Here is an 18,368-nt window from a genome sequence, read left to right on the forward strand (position 1 = left end):
CCCTCCGTGACCAAGGAGTCACATATGGACGCCACACTCCGCAGGCGGCACAGAGGCCGCCGCCGGATCGCCGCCCTCCTTGCCGCAGGCGCACTCGTCGCCGCCTCCGTCGTGACGGCCGCCACGCCGGCCCTGGCCGCGGACCAGGCCATCACCGTCGACTTCTCCGCCGGTGGTGGCTCTCCCACCTACCGCGCCGCCGGATGGATCTACGGCATGACCGAGAACGCGTCGGCGCCGCCGGACCGCTTCTACACCGATGTGAAGTTCCGGTACATGCGCGCCGGCGGGGCGCAACTCGACAGCCCGGGCGGGTGGGTGTCGGGCAAGTACGACCGCCGATGGAACTCCACCCGCGCTCAGCTGCTGCGCACCCGATCGCTGGGCGGGGAGTTCATCCTGCTCGTCCACGACCTCTGGGGTGCCGACGGCTACCCGATCTCGCGATTCCCCGGCGACAACGGCGACTGGACCGACTACGACAACTTCCTCACCCGCCTGATCAACGACGTGCGGGCGACGGGCGCCACCGTACAGTGGGACCTCTGGAACGAGCCCAACATCACCTTGTTCTGGAACCGCCCTCAGTCCCAGTACTTCGAGCTGTGGCGGCGCGCCTACCAGCGCATCCGGGCCGCGTTCCCGACGCATCTCATCGTCGGGCCGAGCTGCGCGTGCGTGCCCTCGACCACGAACCCGTTCTGGAACCAGTACCTGGACTACGTCAAGGCCAACAACGTGGTCCCCGACATCATCAGCTGGCACTCCCTGCCCGGCGACCCGGTCGCCAACGTGGCGGCGGCCGACACCACGCTGAACTCTCGCGGCATCCCGCATCCGCGCCCGTACCAGATCAACGAATACGGGGCGTCCAACGAGCAGAACCCCGGTGACGGATCCTGGTACATCGCGCGCCTGGAAAGGGCCGGCGCCGACGGCCTGCGCGCCAACTGGGCGGGCGGTGGAAACCTGCACAACGACCTCGGCAACCTGCTCGTCCGCAACTCGGCAGGCGAGTACCAGCCGAAGGGCGAATGGTGGGTCTACCGCTTCTACGGCTCTCAGACCGGCCAGATCGTGTCCGTCACGCCCAGCTCCTCGTACGACGCGTTCGCCACCAAGGCGGCCGGGACGGTCAAGATCCTGGTCGGCGGCGGCAGCACGACCGGCAACATCGCCGTCAACCTGCGGCGCCTGGACACCACAAGCGGCATCGTGCAGAACAACCAGGTAAGGGTCGTCGCCGAGCGCATCCCCTACAACGGCGGCGGCGCCGTCCAGGGCCCGGTCCTCGTCCAGAACTCCGTGGTGACGCTGTCCGGCGACGGCGCGACGGTCAACCTGCCGCACACCGCCATCGACGACACCTACACCCTCACGCTCCTGCCCCCCACGGACCCCGGCCCCGGCCCCGGCGGCGGGTCGACGTCGGTGTTGCGGAATGTCAACGCCGGCCGGTGCCTGGAGGTCCCGAACGCGAGCACCGTCAACGGCACCCAGCTCCAGCTCTGGGACTGCGGCGGCGGCACCAACCAGCAGTGGACCCTCACCTCGTCCAGGCAATTGCAGGTGTACGGCAACAAGTGCCTGGACGCCAAGGGGCAGGGCACCGGCAACGGCACCCAGGTGATCATCTGGGACTGCAACGGGCAGGCGAACCAGCAATGGAACGTCAACAGCGACGGCACCATCACCGGCGTGCAGTCCGGCCTCTGCATGGAGGCGAGCAACTTCGGGACCGCGAACGGAACGAAGGTGCAGCTGTGGTCCTGCACCGGCACGACCAGCCAGAAATGGACGAAGAGCTGACGTTCGACCTTGTGAGGAGCGCCGGGTGAACATCGGCGAGATCGCCAGGCGATCGGGCGTGTCCCGCAGCACCGTCTCGTACGCCCTGAGCGGCAAGCGCCCGGTGTCGAAGGAGACCCGGCGGCGCATCCAGGCCGTCATCGACGAGCTCGGCTACCGCCCCAACGCGACCGCCAAGGCGCTCAAGGAGGGCAGGACCCGCACCATCGCCCTGGTCATTCCGCCGGCCAGCCGACGCCTGACCGACGTGCAGCTCGGCTTCGTGGCCAGCGTCGTCGACGCAGCCGGCCGCGCCGACCTGGACGTCCTGCTGTCACCCTCGGGCGGCGAGCACGAGCGTTCCTTCGAGCGCGTCATCGGCGGCAGGCGCGTGGACGGCGTCATCCTCATGGAGATCCGGCTGGAGGACGACCGCGTCACCCGCCTGCGGCAGACCGGACTGCCATTCGTCGTCGGCGTCGCCGCACGGCACCTGGCCGAGAACCTGCACCCTCCGCTCACCGCGGCCGACATGCCCGCCGACGAGCTCGGCTCCCACGCCGTCGAGCTGCTCATCGAGCGCATCGCCGATCCCGCGGCTGCGCACCGCAATCTCCTCCTTGCTCCGCCCATCTCCCTCCGCGGGACCACCGCACCCGCGCGCCCCCCGCGACTTCCTGCTCTCCTGACTAGGGGCGGTGATGATATGCGGCCGGCTGCCCGAATTCGGCTCAGGCGGGTTCAAGGCGGTCGCGAAAGTGCGGCCCTGCCTCGACGGGCAGCCGGGAAAGGATGGGGAGTTCGAACCCTGATCCATCACCTCGACGCGGACCCGTCGGGGGTCGAGCCACATGCGGACACGGAACGATCCGTGTCGCCATCGGCCGGAGATCGTGTGCTTTATGGCGTTGGCCGACAGTTCGGTGGCCAGGAGGCGCAGATTATCGAGGAGATCTTCGTCTTCGGCGGTCTCGGGACATTCGACAACGAGCCACCGAGACGCATAAATCCGCACATCACTAATAATGTCCGGACGACCGGGAAACTTCATCTCGCCTACCATCCGCATGCCAAGCGCTGCCATTTTCACCATCTTTGTCCTATACATCTGCTTCCCTGTATATGCCAGCAAAGACCGCCGCCGGCCTCTGCCATATGAACAGCGGCCTACTATCTGCCGCCAGCCACTTCACAACACTGCTCGCGGCCAGCTACCTTGTGTGCGATAAAAGCCCCAGAGCGGTCCCAGACTTTCGCTGGCACTGAACCAGAAAGCTGGAATGGACCTGGCGCAGGGAGCAGCGATGCCGCCACTTAAAGAGCTAGACCCGACCGCCAACCCAACAGCGCGTTTCGGTGCGGAACTACGAAAATACCGACTCGCTGCAAATTTGACTCAGGCCCATCTCGCCGATCGCATCGGCTACAGCAAAAGCCGCATCGGCAACGTGGAGCGCGGTGACGAGAATCCCACGTACGAATTGATAGAACTCTGCGAAAAGGCGCTCGGCCTGGAGGGAGCGTTGCTCACCCACTGGCCGGCCATCAGCGGCAAGGGGATGCCCAACTGGTTCCAGCAATGGCCGCCGATCGAGCGGAAGGCCGACCAACTCATCACCACGGCTCCGTTGATCGTCCCTGGGCTGGCGCAGACGGAGGAGTACGCGCGCGCAATCTTCGAAGGCGAACCTCACTCCACGCCGCAGCAGGTGGAAGAAGCGGTTCAGGCTCGCATGGAGAGGCAAGCCATTTTCGACAGACCGACTCCTCCGCAGTTCCTTGCTGTGGTGGACGAGGGAATCCTGTACCGTCCGGTTGGAGACAGGTCCGTGACCCTACGACAACTGGAACACCTGATCACCCTTCAGCTACTCCCGTACGAAGGCCTCTGCACAGCAGTGCTGGTGGGTTCGGCTCTCTTGGCGCAGGAGGACGGAGTGCCGACTGCGGCATACGTCGAATCAGCCCTCCTCGGTCGCGTTGTAGACAAGCCCCACGAGATCAAACGCATCGTGGATCGGCTCGAACGCGTACGCAGCACGGCGCTTCCCGAGTACTTGTCAGTGCAGCGGATCAAGGAAAGAGTGGCGACGTGGAGCTGAATGAGGTAATCACGAGAGAGATCGCAGACCCGGCTGGATGGATCACCGCGTCCAGTGGCCAGGGCGGTGACTGCCTGGAGGCCAAGCACCTGTCCGACGGCCGCGTCGCCCTGCGCGACACAGAGCAGCCCGACACCCAGCCCTGGGTTCTCCGCCGGGCCGTCTGGGACAAGTTCATCACGGGCGCGAAGAACGGCCTGTTCGACTGACCACGCGGCCCCTGGCGATCTGCCCGGGGCCGTCGCGTGTCTTGCCCAGAAACACACACGTGGATCCATTCTGAGGCGCACGCGCGCGCCTCGCGTGGCGGGGCCGACGCCAACCGAGCGAACTCTATGACCGCATCACCCGCGAACACCCGTTCTACGCCGACGCCAGCGAAGACCTCGCCTCACGCGGCGACCTCGCTGACAAACACCCCGTTATCGACCTGTGCGGTGGGACGGGCGTCACCGCAGCCAGCCTCCTGAAGCGCCCTCCCATCACACGGCCGCACTATCCGCCGTGACAACCCTCTCGCATACATCCGGATCCTCAGCTGATCCTCCGGGAAGACCCCCTCCCAATCGTGCTCCAGGGGAACCCATGCCGCAGGCTTGCCGGAGGCCGATACCGGCCTGGCCGGTCACGACGCGTCGTAGCGCAGGCGGGCGGCGGCCACATATGCGCGGTGCTGCTCGGCCCATGCGATGAGCCCGGCGGCCTGAGCCGAGAGCGTCTGCCCGACCGGGGTCAGGGCGTAGTCGACCCGCGGCGGCGAGGTAGGGGTGACGGTGCGTTCCACCAGGCCGTCGCGCTCCAGGCTGCGCAGGGTGAGGGTGAGCATCCGCTGGGAGATGCCCTCGATGGCGCGCTGCAGTTCGGAGTAGCGCTTGGGCCCGCCGCCGAGCAGGTTCATCACCAGCACGCTCCACTTGTCCCCGACGCGGTCGAGAATGTCGCGCAGCTGACAGGTCGGGTGGTCCTCGCTGACCGTCTCACGCACATCGGTGTGCCTTGCGCGGGTCAAAGTGCCTTCTTCCGTCATGGCGGCATTGTGGACGAAGCTCGGTGCACGCACAAGGAGTAACCAGCGCACAGAAAGTGGTGTTGCGATGAGCATCGACTTGACCGATCCTCCGCCCCGATCCGGACCACGCCCGCGGACCACGGGCCTGGAGATCCCGCATGACCAGCTCGACCAGTTCTCCCCACCTCACATCAGGGCCGCCTTGGTTGCGCGGGCGCAGGCGCTGGCCGGCGTGTTCACCGGCCCCAGCCAGGTGTCCGAGCCCGCCTCGCTGGCGCTGAGGCTGCACGAGGCCGCCGGGCCGTGGGCGGCGTTCCTGCACCCCAGCCGTGACGAATTCGGGCACATCCACCGCTCGGGTTTCCTCCATCTCACCGTGCCCGAGCCGCTGATGGCGCCGCTGGAGCGGGCAGGGTGGACCGAGCCGCATCCGATCAGCCGGCGCCCCGAGTGGCCCGACACGATCGTGATGCTTTATGCCCCCCGCGACGAGGCTGAACTGGCCGTCGCCCTTGCCGTCCTGCGCGCCTCCTGGCGGCAGGCCGCCGCATCGTCTGCTACGGAAATGGAGTGATCATCATGCGTGCCATGGCTTTCACCGACTTCGGCGCCGACTTGGTGGCCGCCGACCTGCCCGTGCCCGAGCCCGGTCCGGGCGAGGTGCTGGTCCGGGTGCTGGCCTCCTCGGTCAACGGCTTCGACCTCGGCGTGCTGGGCGGCTATCTCAAGGGCATGTACGAGTACGAGTTCCCGGTCGTGCTCGGCAAGGACTTCGCCGGCACCGTGGCGGACGTCGGTGAGGGGGTGACCCGGTGGACGCCGGGTGAGGACGTGTTCGGCGTGGTCATGCGCCCGACCCTGGGCCAGGGCGGCTTCGCCGAGTACGTGGTGGTGAGCGAGCAGTACGGCCTGGCCAAGATCCCCGACGGGCTCGGCCACACCCGCGTGGGCGTGCTGGGACTGGCCGGGACCGCAGCGCTCAACGCCGTTGACGCCGTCGCCCCGGCATCGGGGGAGACCGTCCTGATCTCGGGGGCGACCGGCGGGGTAGGCGCGTTCGCCATCCAATTGGCCGCCGCGCGCGGTGCCCGAGTGATCGCCACCGCCCGGCCCGGAGCCGAGGCCGCCTTCGTCACCGGCCTGGGGGCCGCGTGGGCCGTCGACCACACCGACCTGCGCGCGCAGGTACGCGCCATCACGCCCGGCGGGGTGGACTCCGCGCTGCACCTGGCGGGCGACGGCTCGGCCGTGGCCGCCCTGCTGGCCGACGGCGGGCGGCTGGCCTCCACCCTGCACTACACCCCTGACGAGCCCGGCCGGGACATCAAGGCCACAGCGGTGATGGCCGACCCGAACCCGGCCACCCTGGCCCGGCTCGCCGCCGATACGGCCGAAGGACGCCTGCGGGTGCCGGTGGCCCGCTCGTACTCGCTGGCCGAGGCAGCGCGCGCGATCGGCGACTTCGCCGCGGGAACGGTCGGCAAGCTCGCCGTCACGATCTAGAAGACGTCGGCAGTGACAGGAGCACCCTCCGGCCCGGCCACACCGTTTCGTGCAGAGCCGCCCTCGGCTGTGCACGTCTATTCGTACCTAGCTCTGCACGACCAGGGGTACGCCGACAGGTGTCCGCGCTCCTTCATGAAAGCGATGAGGGCAGCGAGGACAGCGGGGTCGCGGCTGCGGAGGGACTCGTCCAGTTGGCAGAGGAGCTCGGCGAGTGCATCACATGATGGTGTGGCCTGAGCCGTCTGGTCCGAGGTCACTGCGTTGGGCACTGATCTCGCCGAAGGCGTGCTTGAGGGCGTCCTCGCCGTTGAGGGCGCGGTCCTTCCACGACGCCTCGACCTGGGCCTTCCGCTGGGCCTGGTCATGTTGGCGGGTTCTGTCCGTGTCGGCGGCGGCCTCGGCGACCAGCTGGCGGGCTGCTCGTTTTGATAGAGGAAGGTCCGCGAGACCCCGGCCCGGCGGGCGACGGCCGCGTGCTCGCGCTGCATCTCACGCAGCGCCCGACGCGTCGCTGCCGGGCCTGTACCAGATCAACCGCAACGGCCACCCCGACCACGACATGGCGTCGCCGCTCGGCAGCATGCCGGCCCAGCTCCAGCAGCGCTACCAAGTGGCTGACCCGGATCTTGACACCATTGCGCGGCTGACGTCCACGCGGAGGTCGTGATGGGCGAGGTGCTGAACGACGACGCCGGAGAGAGGCGTAACCGGCGGCGCTCTGGGCTTGGCCGTCTGGTTGTCGCCCAAGCAGGAACGCGGCATCGCCGAGGCCAAGGCCCGGCTGAACATCTGGCACGGCGCGATCGGGTCGGGGAAGACGATCGCGTCGCTGTTCCGGTGGCCCCAGCCACTGGCTGAAGCGCGACTTCCTCGACCGGGCCGGCGAGCTCGACCTGCGGTACTGGGACTTCCGCCTCGACAACAACCACGCCTTAGACCCGGCGTACAGCCGTTCGCGCTCATCGTGGACCAGGCCAGCTCGCCTGACGAGGACGGCGGCTGGTCGATGCCCGCGCCGGCGGTGTGGGCCGAGCAGATCGGGGCCCGCGGCGTGTGGGCGACAGGGCAGACTGTGGAGATCGTGGAGCCGCACCTGTGTCCCCGACGCTGATCGCGCAGCGGCTCGACCACAACAGTGCTCAGGCGGTCAGCGCGGACATCGCCGCCGCGCTCAAGCGGGCCGCCAAAGCGGAGGGGCTGGGCGCCGAGCACCTGCTGCATCAGGAGATCGGCTGCCTGGACCGGATGATGGCGGCTCTGTGGACCAGTTCGGGTCGACGGCCGGCCAACATGGCCACCGACGCGCTACGCGGGGTCAACTTCGGCCTCGCCAGCACCACTCCCGAAGACCATCGGGAGCTCAGTGACGTGCTCACCCGGCTCCGCCTCGCCGGGGGCAACTCCGACGCCCCCGTTGAAAGCGCCACATTCGCGATTCACATTCTGAGTACTTGCCGTAACCGCCGGTATACGTGATGCTTACTGACCTCTTGAGCTAATCGGCGGAAAGCTCCCAGAACGCGTCACTCGTGCGGTCGAATCACGCTGACGTGGCGAGGGGAGCGGCAACCAGAGAGGTAGTACGTCCCCGTGAGTCATGGCACGTGGTCCCAGCAGCCCACCGAAACACTAGCGTCGACCCCCATAGAACCGCTGCTGACCAGGGACTACGACGCCGATCCCGCACTCGTGCACGAACGCCTGCGCGGCAGGTACGGACCGGTCGCCCCGGTCGATCTCCTCGGGGTGCCGGTCTGGTTCGTCCTCGGCTATGAGGACGTGCTGCGCGTCCTGCAGAACGCGGGCGGCATCTGGAGCAAGGACGTGGAGCGGTGGCACGCCTACATGGAGGGCCGGATACCGGCGGACTGGCCACTGCTCCCCGTCTTCCAGCTCAAGAGCTCGACATTCCAGGAAGGCGCCGCGCAGCACGAGTTGCGGGCCGCGTGGACCAGCGCGCTCATGCCGTTCCAGGACCTGTCCCAAGCGCAGGCGAAGAAGTTGGAACAGGCCATCGTGCGCTACGCCGACGAACTCCTCGACGTGCTGACGGAAGGCGGCTCCACGGGATGGGCGGACCTGGCCGCGCAATACGCGCGGCCGCTCCCGCTGATGGTCGCCAATCGCCTGCTCGGCTTCCCCGCGGCGCGCGGCGAGGACGTGATGATGGACATCTGGCGGATGGTCGACGCCGGGCCCGACGCGCCCGCGGCGTTCGAGCGTCTGTACGCCGCCATGAGGGAGCTCGCGGCCACCAAGCGGGAGCATCCCGGAGACGACCTGCCCTCCTACATGATCCAGGCCAAGCCGGACTTCACCCTGGACGAGCTGGCCCGCGAGCTCCTCATGCTGCCCGGCTTTCTGGACTTCATCACCAGCCTCGTCTGCAACGTGGTCGTCGAGGTCATCTCCAACCCGGATGTGCGGGAGAGCCTGTCGGTGGGATCCATCGACGAGACGGTGAATCGGGTCGCCCTGCTCAATCCGCCGATGGCCAACCTGAGCTTCCGGTTCCCGCTCACGGACGTGAAGCTGGGCAACTACACGATCGCCGCCGGCGATCCGGTGATGCTCTCCGTCGCGGGCGCCCACTCCGACCCGCGGTTCGCCGGGGCGATCGATCGGCAGGCCATCCGCAGCACCCGCGCGCACGTGGCTTGGGGAGCGGGTCCGCACAGCTGCCTGGGCCAGCGGCTGGCGACCCAGATCACCATCATCGCCGTGCGTCGGCTCTTCAACCGGCTCTCCAAGATCAAGCTCGCGCTTCCGGCTGATCAGCTGCCCTGGCGCCCGTCCCCGTTCGCGCGAGCGCTGCGGTCCCTGCCCGTCCAGTACCAACTCGCCGGCGACCACGTCCCCGCGCCTACCGCCGGTCCTGCCGACGCGCAGCCGTCCCGAACGGATGAGGCCGCCGGACGACCGGCCCCCCGTTCTTCCCCACTGTGGAATTTCCTGCGCGGGCTGCGTCGCCCACGATGAGGAACGGCGCCCGCCTGGTGACCCTCGCGAGGACGGTCTGAGGCGGACACCGGTCGTCGGCTCTCGCGGCCGGGTCCCGTCAGGCGCGGGTCCCGGTCGCGAATCGCACCGTACGGGGGAGCACGAACGTCTCGTACGCCAGGGCATCTTCCAGGGCCGCCCTGGCCTCCGGGTGCAGGTATTCGGGGATGGTCTCCAGGGAGGCGCGGCGGGCGGCCGACCACAGCCAGTCCCATACCTGTCCGGCCTCCACGATCACCTCGAACACCACGTCCTCACAGCGGACCCCGTCCAGGCCGCCCTCCGTGAGCAGCTCGGTCAGTTCCTCGGCCGTGCTGAGGGTGCGGTGGAAGGGGGCGGTGCCCGCGGCTGTGGTGTACGGGGCCAGGGCCCGTGCCACCACGCCCAGCAGCTCGATCTCGGCCGGGCTCGCCTGGGCCAGCAGGCTGGCGGCCAGCCGTCCGCCGGGCCGCAGCAGGCCGGTCATGGAACGTACGGCGGCCAGCGGGTCGGGCAGGAAGTACAGCATCATCCCGGCCAGCACGACGTCGAACCGCTCGCCGGGCAGGAGTTCCTCGGCCCGTTCCGCGTCGCCCTGGAGGACCGTGGCGTGCGTCAGGGCGTGCCGTTCGATCTCGGCGGCGGTGGCGGCGACCATCCCCGGCGCGAGGTCCAGCCCGACCACCCGGCCCGTGGGCCCGACCGCCCCGGCCGCCGGGACGAGTGAGGCGCCGGTGCCGCATCCGGCATCCAGCACCCGGTCACCCGGCTCCGGGGCGGCCTGCCGTACCAGCTCGGCGGCCACCGGGCCGAAGAACGGCACACCGACCTGTTCGTAGGTGCCGGACGCGCGGTCGAACACACCGGCCATGTACTGCTTGGCATCCAAGGCGTCTCCTTGCGACAGAGGGGGGTTTGTGCGGAAAGGTGACTCGTGGGGGCTGGCTGTGACGGGGAACGGCAGGCGCGTGACACCAGCCGGGTGGCCCGGCACACGACGATGCCAAGCCACCCAGCCTCGGAGCGTCAGACGCTGGATGGTCCCGTCGGGTCGAAGCGGATCCGGAAGGTGGCGGCACGGGCGTGGAGCTCGTACTGCGGCAGGGTGGCCGGTCCGCACGACGCGGTGCCCACGCCGTGCTGGGCGAGGTCCAGGTTGACGTGCACCCGGTCGCCCGGCTTCAGGTCGGGCCGGTGGCGGGCCGCCTCCAGTTCCGCGGTGGTCCAGCGGCGGGCGGTGAGGCCGAAGACGGGGTCGCCGGTCACCCTGAGACCCCCTGACGAGCTGGTCAGCTCGGCCCAGCGGACATCCGCCCGGTGCCCGTTCTCCTGCGGGTAGACGTACGGTGTCTGCAGGTCCTCCACGGTGGCGGACCAGCGGCCGACCCTGGCGGCCATGCCGGTGTCGGGGTACGCCTCGCCGGGGCCCCTGCCGAACCACGTGACGTCGCCGAACGCCGCGGGCAGCGCCATGACCACGCCGAGTCTCGGGAGCGGTTCGGTCCAGTCGCCGTCCGGCTCGACGTCCACCGTCAGCTCCAGCCCACCGCCTGTCGCGACCCATCGGTAGACGACGTGCAGACCGAGGTCGGTGGCCGCCGGTGCGACCCTGGCGCGTACGGTCAGCCCTTCGCCGGTCTCTATGGCGTCCACCCGGTGGGTGAGCCGGTGCAGGCCGAGGTGCCGCCACCGGTCCGCCAGCCCGCCGTAGGTGTCGTTGTCGATCGGCGCCCGCCAGAGATCCAGCCGCGGCCCCTCGACCTCGATCCCGAACAGGCGGGTGAGCCGCCCAGTAGCGGGGTCGAAGTCCAAGCCCGCCGAAGCTCCGGAGCCCGAGTCCGCCACAGCACTGAGGACCCGGTCCGCCGTAGCCCCCGCGCCTCCGGCCTCGGTTGCCGGGCGAGCCTGCTCCTGGGCGTCTGACCCCAGATTGTCCCCGGCATCAGGCGGGGTGCCGGGTGACAGGCGGGTCTGGCCCCAGGCCACCTCGTGGCCCGCGTCGGCCCACGGCTGGTCGGCGGCGAGCACCGCCCGTACCGTCAGCCACCGCTCCCCTTCCCCAGCAGGCAGGTCGGGCAGCTTGACCTCACCCCCCGCCGCAGGCACGTCGAGCGGGAACTCGGCGACCGGCACCCCCTCCTCCTCGACCACCGCGACGAACCCCAGATGGGACAGATCGCGGTACCCGTGGTGGTTCGCCACCCGCACGACCTGGTCCGCGAACTCGAACCGGACCGGCTCGAACACCTTCTTCAGGTCCAGCAGCCCCGGCGAGGGCGTCCGGTCGGGGAACACCAGCCCGTCGATCACGAAGTTCCCGTCGTGCACCGGCTCGCCGTAGTCGCCGCCGTACGCGTACTCGAACGTCGGGTGCGCCAGCCCGTGATCGATCCACTCCCAGATGAACCCGCCGGCCAGCCGCGGATACCGCTCGAACAGCTCCTGGTAGTCGGCCAGTCCGCCGGGCCCGTTGCCCATCGCGTGGGCGTACTCGCACTGCAGGAACGGCATGGCGCGCCGTCGCGCGTCCAGTTCGGGGTCGGGCAGCGGCTCCTCGACCCCCTGCCCGATGGCCTCCACCTCCGCGTGTGAGGCGTACATCCGCGAGTACACGTCGGTGACGGCGCACGAGCGGTCGCCCTCGTAGTGGATCGGCCGCGACGGGTCGCGCTGCCGGGTCCAGTCGGCCATGACGGCCAGGTTGCGACCGACTCCGGCCTCGTTGCCTAGGGACCACATGATGACGCTCGGGTGGTTCTTGTCCCGTTCGACCATGCGGCGCATCCGGTCCAGCAACGCCTCGGCCCAGCGCGGGTCGTCCGTGGGGTTGCCGCGCCAGCCGACCTCGCCGAAGCCGTGCGTCTCCAGGTCGCACTCGTCGATCACCCACAGACCCAGCTCGTCGCAGAGGTCGAGGAAGTCGGGGTGCGGCGGGTAGTGGCTGGTCCTGACCGCGTTGACGTTGTGGCGCTTCATCAGCAGGATGTCGGCGCGCATGGTCTCGTACGGTACGGCGCGGCCGTGCTCGGGGTGGAACTCATGCCGGTTCACGCCCTTGAGCAGCAGGGGACGGCCGTTGGCCAGCAGCACCCCGTCCTCGATGGAGATCGTCCGGAACCCGACGCGCACCCGTACGGACTCGCCGGGCAGCGTGACCACGGCCTCGTACAGGCGGGGCGTTTCGGCCGTCCACGGCTCGGCGTCGACGGTGATCTCGGTGCCGGGCGCCAGGTCGGCGATGCCGAGCTCCGCGATGGCGAGCCGTCCGGGGCCGTCGAAGCTCAGCGTGCCGCGACCGTCGGCATAGGAGGCGTGGACGAAGACGTCGGCGGCCGAACGGGTCAGCGACACGTCCCGGAAGATGCCGGGCAGCCACCACATGTCCTGGTCTTCCAGGTAGGAGGCGGCCGACCACTGGTGCACGCGGACGGCGAGCACGTTGCGGCCCGGCACCAGCCACGGTCCGGCGTCGAACTCGACCGGCAGGCGGCTGCCGGTCGAGAAGCCCAGCTCGTGACCGTTCAGCCAGACCCTGGCGAAGGACTCGACGCCCTCGAACCGCAGGCGCCCGCCGGTCCAGCCCTCGGGCAGGTCGAAGGCGCGGCGGTGGTCGCCGGTCGGGTTCTCGTTCGGCACGTGCGGCGGGTCGACGGGGAAGGGGTAGACGACGTTGGTGTAGGCGGGCGAGCCGTGCCCGTGCAGCTGCCAGTGCGACGGCACCGGCAGGGAGTCCCAGGCCGAGTCGTCGTAGCCGGGGTCGGCGAAGTCGTCGGGCAGGTTCGCGCCCGGCGAGAGGCGGAAGCGCCAGTCGCCGTTCAGGTCGAGGGTAGGGGCGTCAGAACGGAGTGCGGCCCTGGGGTCGAGGTGACCCGAACCAGGGGCGAAATTTTCGAGATCCATCGTCGTTGAGCCTAGAGGTTCTGGGCGGTTTCGTCAGCGATGAGTTTCGTGTCCGTACCGGCGCATTCGGTGTGCCTCCCTGCGCTCCTGCCGAAGCTCACGGACGGTCCTGGCCACGAACCGCAGCAGGGCCGGGCGATCGGTGCCGGGACGCAGCAGCGCTCGGGCCGTCCAACCGGCCAGGCGCGGCGTGGTGAGCGCTTCGGACGGGCGGATGATCCTGGAGTAGACGTCGAGGAAGCGGGTCATCAGGGCGGGGCCGGCGCGGAGGGCGCGGTGCATCTCGACGTCGAGCGGGCCGACCGGGTCCGCGCGGCCGGTGCGGTCGGTCCAGTAGAACGCCTCCAGGCACTCCCGGTCCCGCCGCCGCTCCCCCTCCGCGAGCACCGCGTCCACCTCGCCTGCGGAAAGATCTGTGTCGGCGAGCGATTCCCCCATGAGGCGGCCGAAGCGGAGGGCGTCGCGGATGCCCTGGGCGGTGACCGGGTCCTTGAAGTGCCCGGCGTCGCCCACCAGTGCCCATCCCGGCCCCGCCGACACCCGGAAGTACGACTCCAGCCCCGCCGCGCCGAACACCCGGGAGCGCCGCGCGCACCCCCGCAATCGCTCCGCCAGACCCGGCAACAGCTCATCGATCGTCCTGTCGTACTCCTTCTCGGGATATTTCCGGAAATCGGGCGCGCGGGCGTCCGGCGGCATGAGCAGCACCAGTGTCAGCCCGCCGTCGCACGGAAAGGCCGTCCCCAGCTCCGCCCCCTGCCGCCACTGCGAGGCGACCGCCCGCAACGACTCGTCCGGATCAGCGAAGTAGGCGTAGTAGCAGGCCCGACCGTCCCTCCGCCTCAGGTACGGATCGGCCGCCCCGGCGAGGCGGGCCACCGTGGACCGCCGTCCGTCGGCCCCTACGACGACCGGCGCGCGCAGCGCGTAGGAGCGCCCGCCACGCTCGTTCACCTCGACCCCGGCGACCCGCCCCTCGGACCAGAGCAGCCCGGTCACCCGGCATCCCTCACGCACCTCCGCCCCCTCCGCCCGGGCGGTCTCCACGAGCGCCAGGTCCAGCCCGGCGCGCCGGGCGCACATCGCGTACGAGATCCCGTCGACGGCGCTGTACCCGCCGACGGCCCGCACGCCGGGGATCTCGACGGAGGCCAGCGGCAGCCGGGGCGCGCCCAGCGCCGCCACCCGGTCCAGCGCGCCGAGCCGGGCGAGCTCGGCCAGGCCGCCCGGCCACATGAGGTGGGTGGAGATCGTCGGCGAGGGGAAGCGCGCGGAGTCGACCGCGATGACCCTGCGACCCGCCCGGGCCAGGGCGATGGCGGCGGCCGACCCCGCACAGCGGGCGCCGACGATCACCACATCGGCGTCCGCCCCGCCCGCCGGGTGCCGCGGATGTCCGTCCGTCATGGCCGCCGGGTGTCGCGGATGTCCCTCCGTCATGGCCATCGGGCGTCGCGGATGTCCCTCCGTCATGGCCATCGGGTGTCGCGGATGTCCCACTTGTTGGGCAGGCCGAGCCGGTACCGCAGCTTGTCCTCGGCCTTGTCCAGCTCGAACAGCGGCGAGCGGTAGAGCTGGTGCACCGAGCACCGCGCCGCGCCGGACCCGGCGGCGTCCAGCAGGGCGTTGACCGCCTGGCGAGCCCCCTGGTTCGCGCCTTCCATGGTGGTGACGTTGATCGGCGTGCGGACCCAGTCCCCGGCCAGGAACAGGTTCGGGATGGCGGTCTTGGAGTCGGGCCGGTCGCTCCAGGAGCCGGGGTGCTGGATGAACAGCGGCTCGTCGTTCGTGCCGCTCTGGATCGCCGGGTCGAGGAACCAGGAGTGGAGCAGGTCGTCGGTGACCTCGGGAATGTGGGCCTTGATCTCGCTCCAGGTCTCGGTGGCGATCTCCTGCGGCGTGCAGTCCTTGGCCTGCCTGCCGTTGAACGTGCCCGGCGTGAACCAGTCGGAGATGATCGTGGACAGGCAGTCCTTGACGGTGCCGTCGCCATACGTCGAGAAGTCGCGGTTCCAGAACTGGGCCTGGCTGATCGAGGTGACGGCCCAGGCGGAGTCGACGTAGTTGACGTGACCGGGGGTCAGCGGTAACTCCTTCTTGAGGTAGAACATCAGGCCGTTCATCCAGTCCTGCCGCAGCCGGGCGATCCCGGCCAGCCGGGGGTCGGCGGCGACCAGCGCGGGCGTGATGAGCCGGGTGGCGCGCTCCGACGGCATGGCGACGATGAACCAGTCGGCGCTGATCGTCCCCGAGGCCCCGGCCGTCGCCCCGGTGATCCGCCCGCCGGACAGGGTGAGGCCGTCCACGGTCCAGCCGACGTTGAACTGGACGCCCTTCGAGCGGAGGTAGGCCACCCACGGGTCGATCCACATCTCGCTGGTGGCGCCGTCGAGCACCCGGTCGATCGAGCCGCCGGGCTCGTTGCCGAGGCCGAGGGCGCTCCACAGCGTCGCCTCGCCGACCAGGCCGATCGAGTGGGTGCTGGCGTCCTTGGACTTGGTGGCCGCGAGGTTGCGTACGGTGCCGTCGGCGACGATCTTGTTGTACTCGTCGGAGAACCAGTCGGCCCGGATGAAGTCGGCCCAGGTGATGCGGTCCCACTGGCCGAGACGCCGTTCGTCGCTGCTGGTGGCGTACACGGCGATCTTCTGCGCGAAGAACGACGCCTCGGTCAGCGAGATCTTGTAGAGGCTCTGCAGACCGGAGATCAGGGTCGCGATGAGGCTGCTGAGCGAGTAGATGCTGGGGTTGGTCGGCAGGGGGAAGGGGAAGGGCGCGGTCAGGTCGGGGCGGTCCTGGCGGGACATCAGGTAGGAGGTGGCGCGGGTCAGGTTGCCCCAGCAGCCCTGCGCGTTACCGGGGAACGGCGTGCGCCGCATCGTGTCGGTGAGGTCGAAGTAGAAGCCGGGGAAGAAGCGGAAGCCGTGCTCACCGGGTAACCCGCCGGGCGCCTCGATACTGCGGGCCTTGCCGCCCAGGGCCTTGCGCTCGTACACGGTGACCTCGAAGCCGCGTTCGATCAGCTCGTGGGCGGCCGACAGCCCGGCCACACCGCCGCCCAGGACGGCCACCCGCTTTCCCGGCGCCTGCGCGGCGCCCAGGACGCCGACGGTCGCGGCCGCCGCGGTGATCTTGAAGAAGTCTCTGCGCGTCCCCTCACTCATGTCGCCTCCAAGGCGTGAGGTGGCTTTGCAGAGATTCGTAACACGTTGTTGGCGCTCCGCCAATAGAGATTGGCGACGCGCCAACCGGGAAAAAATCCGGCGTGGAACGGATGGACCCCGACGACCGCCGGCAGCAGATCCTGGACCGCGCGCGGACGATGTTCCGCGAGCGTCCCTACGGGGAGGTGTCCAACACCGAGATCGCGGCCGCGGCCGGGGTCAGCCGGGGGCTGCTCAATCACTACTTCGGCACCAAGCGGGAGCTCTATCTGGCGGCGGTGGCCGAACTGCTGAGCGTGCCACCGGTGCCGGTGCCCGAGTACGTCGAGGGCGCGAGCGTGCGCGACCGGGTCTGCGAGAGCGTCCACGGCTGGCTGGAGCTGCTCGAACGCAACCAGGAGACCTGGCTGGCCGCTCTCGGCACGGGCGGCGACCCCGAGCTGGAGCGGATCGTCGACGAGGCCAGGGAGCGGGTGGTGGACCACATCATCGAGGTGGTCGGCCTCGGACCGGTGGCCCGGTCACGGCCGGAGGTGCGCGGGATGCTGCGCGGGTTCAGCGGCATGGCGGAGGCCACCTCGTCGGAGTGGCTCAGGCGCGGGCGGCTGACCCGGCATCAGGTGCACGTGTTCCTGGAGGAGGCGCTGGTCGGGCTGCTCGTCGACATCATTCCGCGAGTGCTGGACGACCCCCCGCCGTGAGATATCCGGCCAGCAGCGCCTCGGCCGTGGCCCCCACGGCGTCCTCGCGGGGCAGGAAGTCCGGGCTGTGCAGTCCGGCGCCGGTGTCGACCCCGACGAACATCATCAGCGACGGCATCACCGACGCGTAGGCCGCGAAGTCGTCCGCGCCGCACGAGCGCAGCTCCTCGGTGACCGTCCATCCCCGGTGCCGCAACAGGTCTCCGCTCTGTACGGCCAGCGCCTCGTCATTGGCGAGCACCGGCTCGCCCAGCAGCACGCGTACCTCGCCGTGGCAACCGTGCGCCCTGGCCACGTCCTCGGCCACCTGGGTGAACCGGTCGTGCAGGCCGCGGCGCCACGGCTCGGACATGGTCCGCAGCGTCCCCCTGGCCACGGCCTCGCCGGGGATGGCGTTCGGCGCCGTGCCGGCGTTGACCATGCCGAACGTGACCACGGTGGGCACCATGGGGTCGGCCGACCGGCTGACCAACTGCTGGGCGGCCACGATGATCTGGGACATGGCGACGACCGGGTCACGGGCCAGGTGGGGGTAGGCGGCGTGACCCTCGGCACCTCTGACGGTCAGCTCGAACTCGTCGGCCGAGGCGTTGACGGCACCCGGTGTGCAGGACACCACGCCGGAGGCGAGCACGGGCTGGACGTGCGCGCCGATCATGGCGCGTACCTGGTGACGGTCGAGCACGCCGGACTCGACCACGTCGAAGGCGCCGGAGGGGTAGGTCTCCTCGCGCGGCTGCAGCACCACGACCAGCGGCGCGACCGCGTCCCAGCTCCAGGAGTCCGTCCGCTCGGGGGAATCCACGCCCTCCTCCACCGTGGCGCGGACCTTCGACACCGCGCGGGCCAGGGCGACGACGGCGGCCAGGTGCACGTCGTGGCCGCAGGCGTGCATGGCGCCGTTCGTGGCGGCCCATCGGACGTTGGTGCGCTCGGCGATCGGCAGCGCGTCGAGCTCCCCACGTACGCCGACCGCGGGACCGGGGCCGCCGATCCTGATCACGGCGCCGGTGCCGGCCACGTACTCCACGAGGCCGCCCGGCAGCGCGTCGAGCACTCGTCTGAGCGCCGGCCCCTCCTTTCCCGACAGGCACGGCTGCGCGTGCAGCTCCCGCCTGAGCTTCGCGGCCGCGGGCAGCTCGGCCCGCAGCGCCTCGCGCAACAGTTCCCCCGGACTCACTCACGTACTCCCCTCGTCACTCCTGTTCCCCCGCTGCCC

Annotated in this window: 16 protein-coding genes and 2 pseudogenes; 11 read left to right on the plus strand and 7 right to left on the minus strand. The window is 70.0% G+C overall.

The window, feature by feature from the left end; translation table 11 throughout:
• The first annotated feature begins 24 nt into the window (after positions 1-24).
• Positions 25-1,809 (plus strand): ricin-type beta-trefoil lectin domain protein, encoded by a 1,785-nt coding sequence (locus ACGFNP_RS04165; RefSeq protein ID WP_393314606.1) that lies wholly within the window; start codon positions 25-27, stop codon positions 1,807-1,809.
• 25 nt (positions 1,810-1,834) lie between these two features.
• Positions 1,835-2,428 (plus strand): annotated as a pseudogene (locus ACGFNP_RS04170) (LacI family DNA-binding transcriptional regulator); the annotation flags it as partial.
• A 216-nt stretch (positions 2,429-2,644) separates the two neighbouring features.
• Here the strand turns inward: ACGFNP_RS04170 and ACGFNP_RS04175 are convergent.
• A pseudogene (locus ACGFNP_RS04175) lies at positions 2,645-2,896 on the minus strand (hypothetical protein); the annotation flags it as partial.
• Positions 2,897-3,068: 172 nt separating this feature from the next.
• On the opposite strand from ACGFNP_RS04175, the gene ACGFNP_RS04180 reads away from it, so the two are divergent.
• Together ACGFNP_RS04180 and ACGFNP_RS04185 are read left to right on the plus strand one after the other, a co-directional pair.
• Positions 3,069-3,890: a helix-turn-helix domain-containing protein gene (locus tag ACGFNP_RS04180; protein WP_393314609.1), complete on the plus strand. Its 822-nt coding sequence runs from the start codon at positions 3,069-3,071 to the stop codon at positions 3,888-3,890.
• Positions 3,881-4,099, plus strand: a complete 219-nt coding sequence (locus tag ACGFNP_RS04185; protein WP_358329615.1) for a DUF397 domain-containing protein — start codon at positions 3,881-3,883, stop codon at positions 4,097-4,099. Before ACGFNP_RS04180 ends, ACGFNP_RS04185 begins: the two co-directional genes overlap by 10 nt.
• Positions 4,100-4,515: 416 nt before the next feature.
• Here ACGFNP_RS04185 and ACGFNP_RS04190 read toward each other — a convergent pair whose 3' ends face one another.
• The gene (locus ACGFNP_RS04190) at positions 4,516-4,917 is read right to left on the minus strand and encodes a winged helix-turn-helix transcriptional regulator (protein ID WP_393314613.1); all 402 of its coding nucleotides are present in this window, start codon (positions 4,915-4,917) and stop codon (positions 4,516-4,518) included.
• Between the two features lie 67 nt (positions 4,918-4,984).
• Here ACGFNP_RS04190 and ACGFNP_RS04195 point away from each other — a divergent pair, with 67 nt between their 5' ends.
• The 6 genes from ACGFNP_RS04195 (at position 4,985) to ACGFNP_RS04220 (ending at position 9,384) form a co-directional block, all read left to right on the plus strand.
• A complete protein-coding gene (locus tag ACGFNP_RS04195; RefSeq protein WP_358329609.1) occupies positions 4,985-5,473 on the plus strand; it encodes a luciferase family protein in 489 nt (162 codons plus the stop codon).
• A 5-nt stretch (positions 5,474-5,478) separates the two neighbouring features.
• Positions 5,479-6,402, plus strand: a complete 924-nt coding sequence (locus tag ACGFNP_RS04200) for an NADP-dependent oxidoreductase (protein ID WP_358329606.1) — start codon at positions 5,479-5,481, stop codon at positions 6,400-6,402.
• A gap of 264 nt (positions 6,403-6,666) precedes the next feature.
• Positions 6,667-6,834: a hypothetical protein gene (locus tag ACGFNP_RS04205; RefSeq protein WP_358329603.1), complete on the plus strand. Its 168-nt coding sequence runs from the start codon at positions 6,667-6,669 to the stop codon at positions 6,832-6,834.
• Positions 6,835-7,129: 295 nt separating this feature from the next.
• The gene (locus ACGFNP_RS04210) at positions 7,130-7,516 is read left to right on the plus strand and encodes a hypothetical protein (protein WP_393314618.1); all 387 of its coding nucleotides are present in this window, start codon (positions 7,130-7,132) and stop codon (positions 7,514-7,516) included.
• Entirely contained in the window at positions 7,501-7,881 is a 381-nt protein-coding gene (locus tag ACGFNP_RS04215) for a hypothetical protein (protein WP_393314621.1), read from the plus strand. Before ACGFNP_RS04210 ends, ACGFNP_RS04215 begins: the two co-directional genes overlap by 16 nt.
• Positions 7,882-7,995: 114 nt before the next feature.
• A complete protein-coding gene (locus tag ACGFNP_RS04220; RefSeq protein WP_393314624.1) occupies positions 7,996-9,384 on the plus strand; it encodes a cytochrome P450 in 1,389 nt (462 codons plus the stop codon).
• Positions 9,385-9,463: 79 nt separating this feature from the next.
• On the opposite strand, the gene ACGFNP_RS04225 is transcribed toward ACGFNP_RS04220, so the two are convergent.
• The 4 genes from ACGFNP_RS04225 to ACGFNP_RS04240 all read right to left on the minus strand — a co-directional run bounded on the left by ACGFNP_RS04225 (position 9,464) and on the right by ACGFNP_RS04240 (position 16,448).
• Entirely contained in the window at positions 9,464-10,273 is an 810-nt protein-coding gene (locus ACGFNP_RS04225; RefSeq protein WP_358329592.1) for a methyltransferase domain-containing protein, read from the minus strand.
• Between the two features lie 137 nt (positions 10,274-10,410).
• Positions 10,411-13,284, minus strand: a complete 2,874-nt coding sequence (locus ACGFNP_RS04230) for a glycoside hydrolase family 2 TIM barrel-domain containing protein (RefSeq protein WP_393314628.1) — start codon at positions 13,282-13,284, stop codon at positions 10,411-10,413.
• A gap of 33 nt (positions 13,285-13,317) precedes the next feature.
• The gene (locus tag ACGFNP_RS04235; RefSeq protein WP_393314631.1) at positions 13,318-14,691 is read right to left on the minus strand and encodes an NAD(P)/FAD-dependent oxidoreductase; all 1,374 of its coding nucleotides are present in this window, start codon (positions 14,689-14,691) and stop codon (positions 13,318-13,320) included.
• Positions 14,692-14,753: 62 nt separating this feature from the next.
• A complete protein-coding gene (locus tag ACGFNP_RS04240; RefSeq protein WP_393314634.1) occupies positions 14,754-16,448 on the minus strand; it encodes an FAD-dependent oxidoreductase in 1,695 nt (564 codons plus the stop codon).
• 110 nt (positions 16,449-16,558) lie between these two features.
• Between ACGFNP_RS04240 and ACGFNP_RS04245 the strand changes: the two genes are divergently transcribed.
• Positions 16,559-17,149, plus strand: coding sequence for a TetR/AcrR family transcriptional regulator (locus ACGFNP_RS04245; RefSeq protein WP_393316596.1), 591 nt, complete (start codon positions 16,559-16,561; stop codon positions 17,147-17,149).
• On the opposite strand, the gene ACGFNP_RS04250 is transcribed toward ACGFNP_RS04245, so the two are convergent.
• Positions 17,115-18,329: a M20 family metallopeptidase gene (locus ACGFNP_RS04250; protein WP_393314637.1), complete on the minus strand. Its 1,215-nt coding sequence runs from the start codon at positions 18,327-18,329 to the stop codon at positions 17,115-17,117. The two genes, ACGFNP_RS04245 and ACGFNP_RS04250, sit on opposite strands and share 35 nt — an antisense overlap.
• Between the last annotated feature and the right edge of the window lie 39 nt (positions 18,330-18,368).

This window comes from Nonomuraea sp. NPDC049269, from assembly GCF_043197155.1.
Lineage (GTDB): Bacteria > Actinomycetota > Actinomycetes > Streptosporangiales > Streptosporangiaceae > Nonomuraea.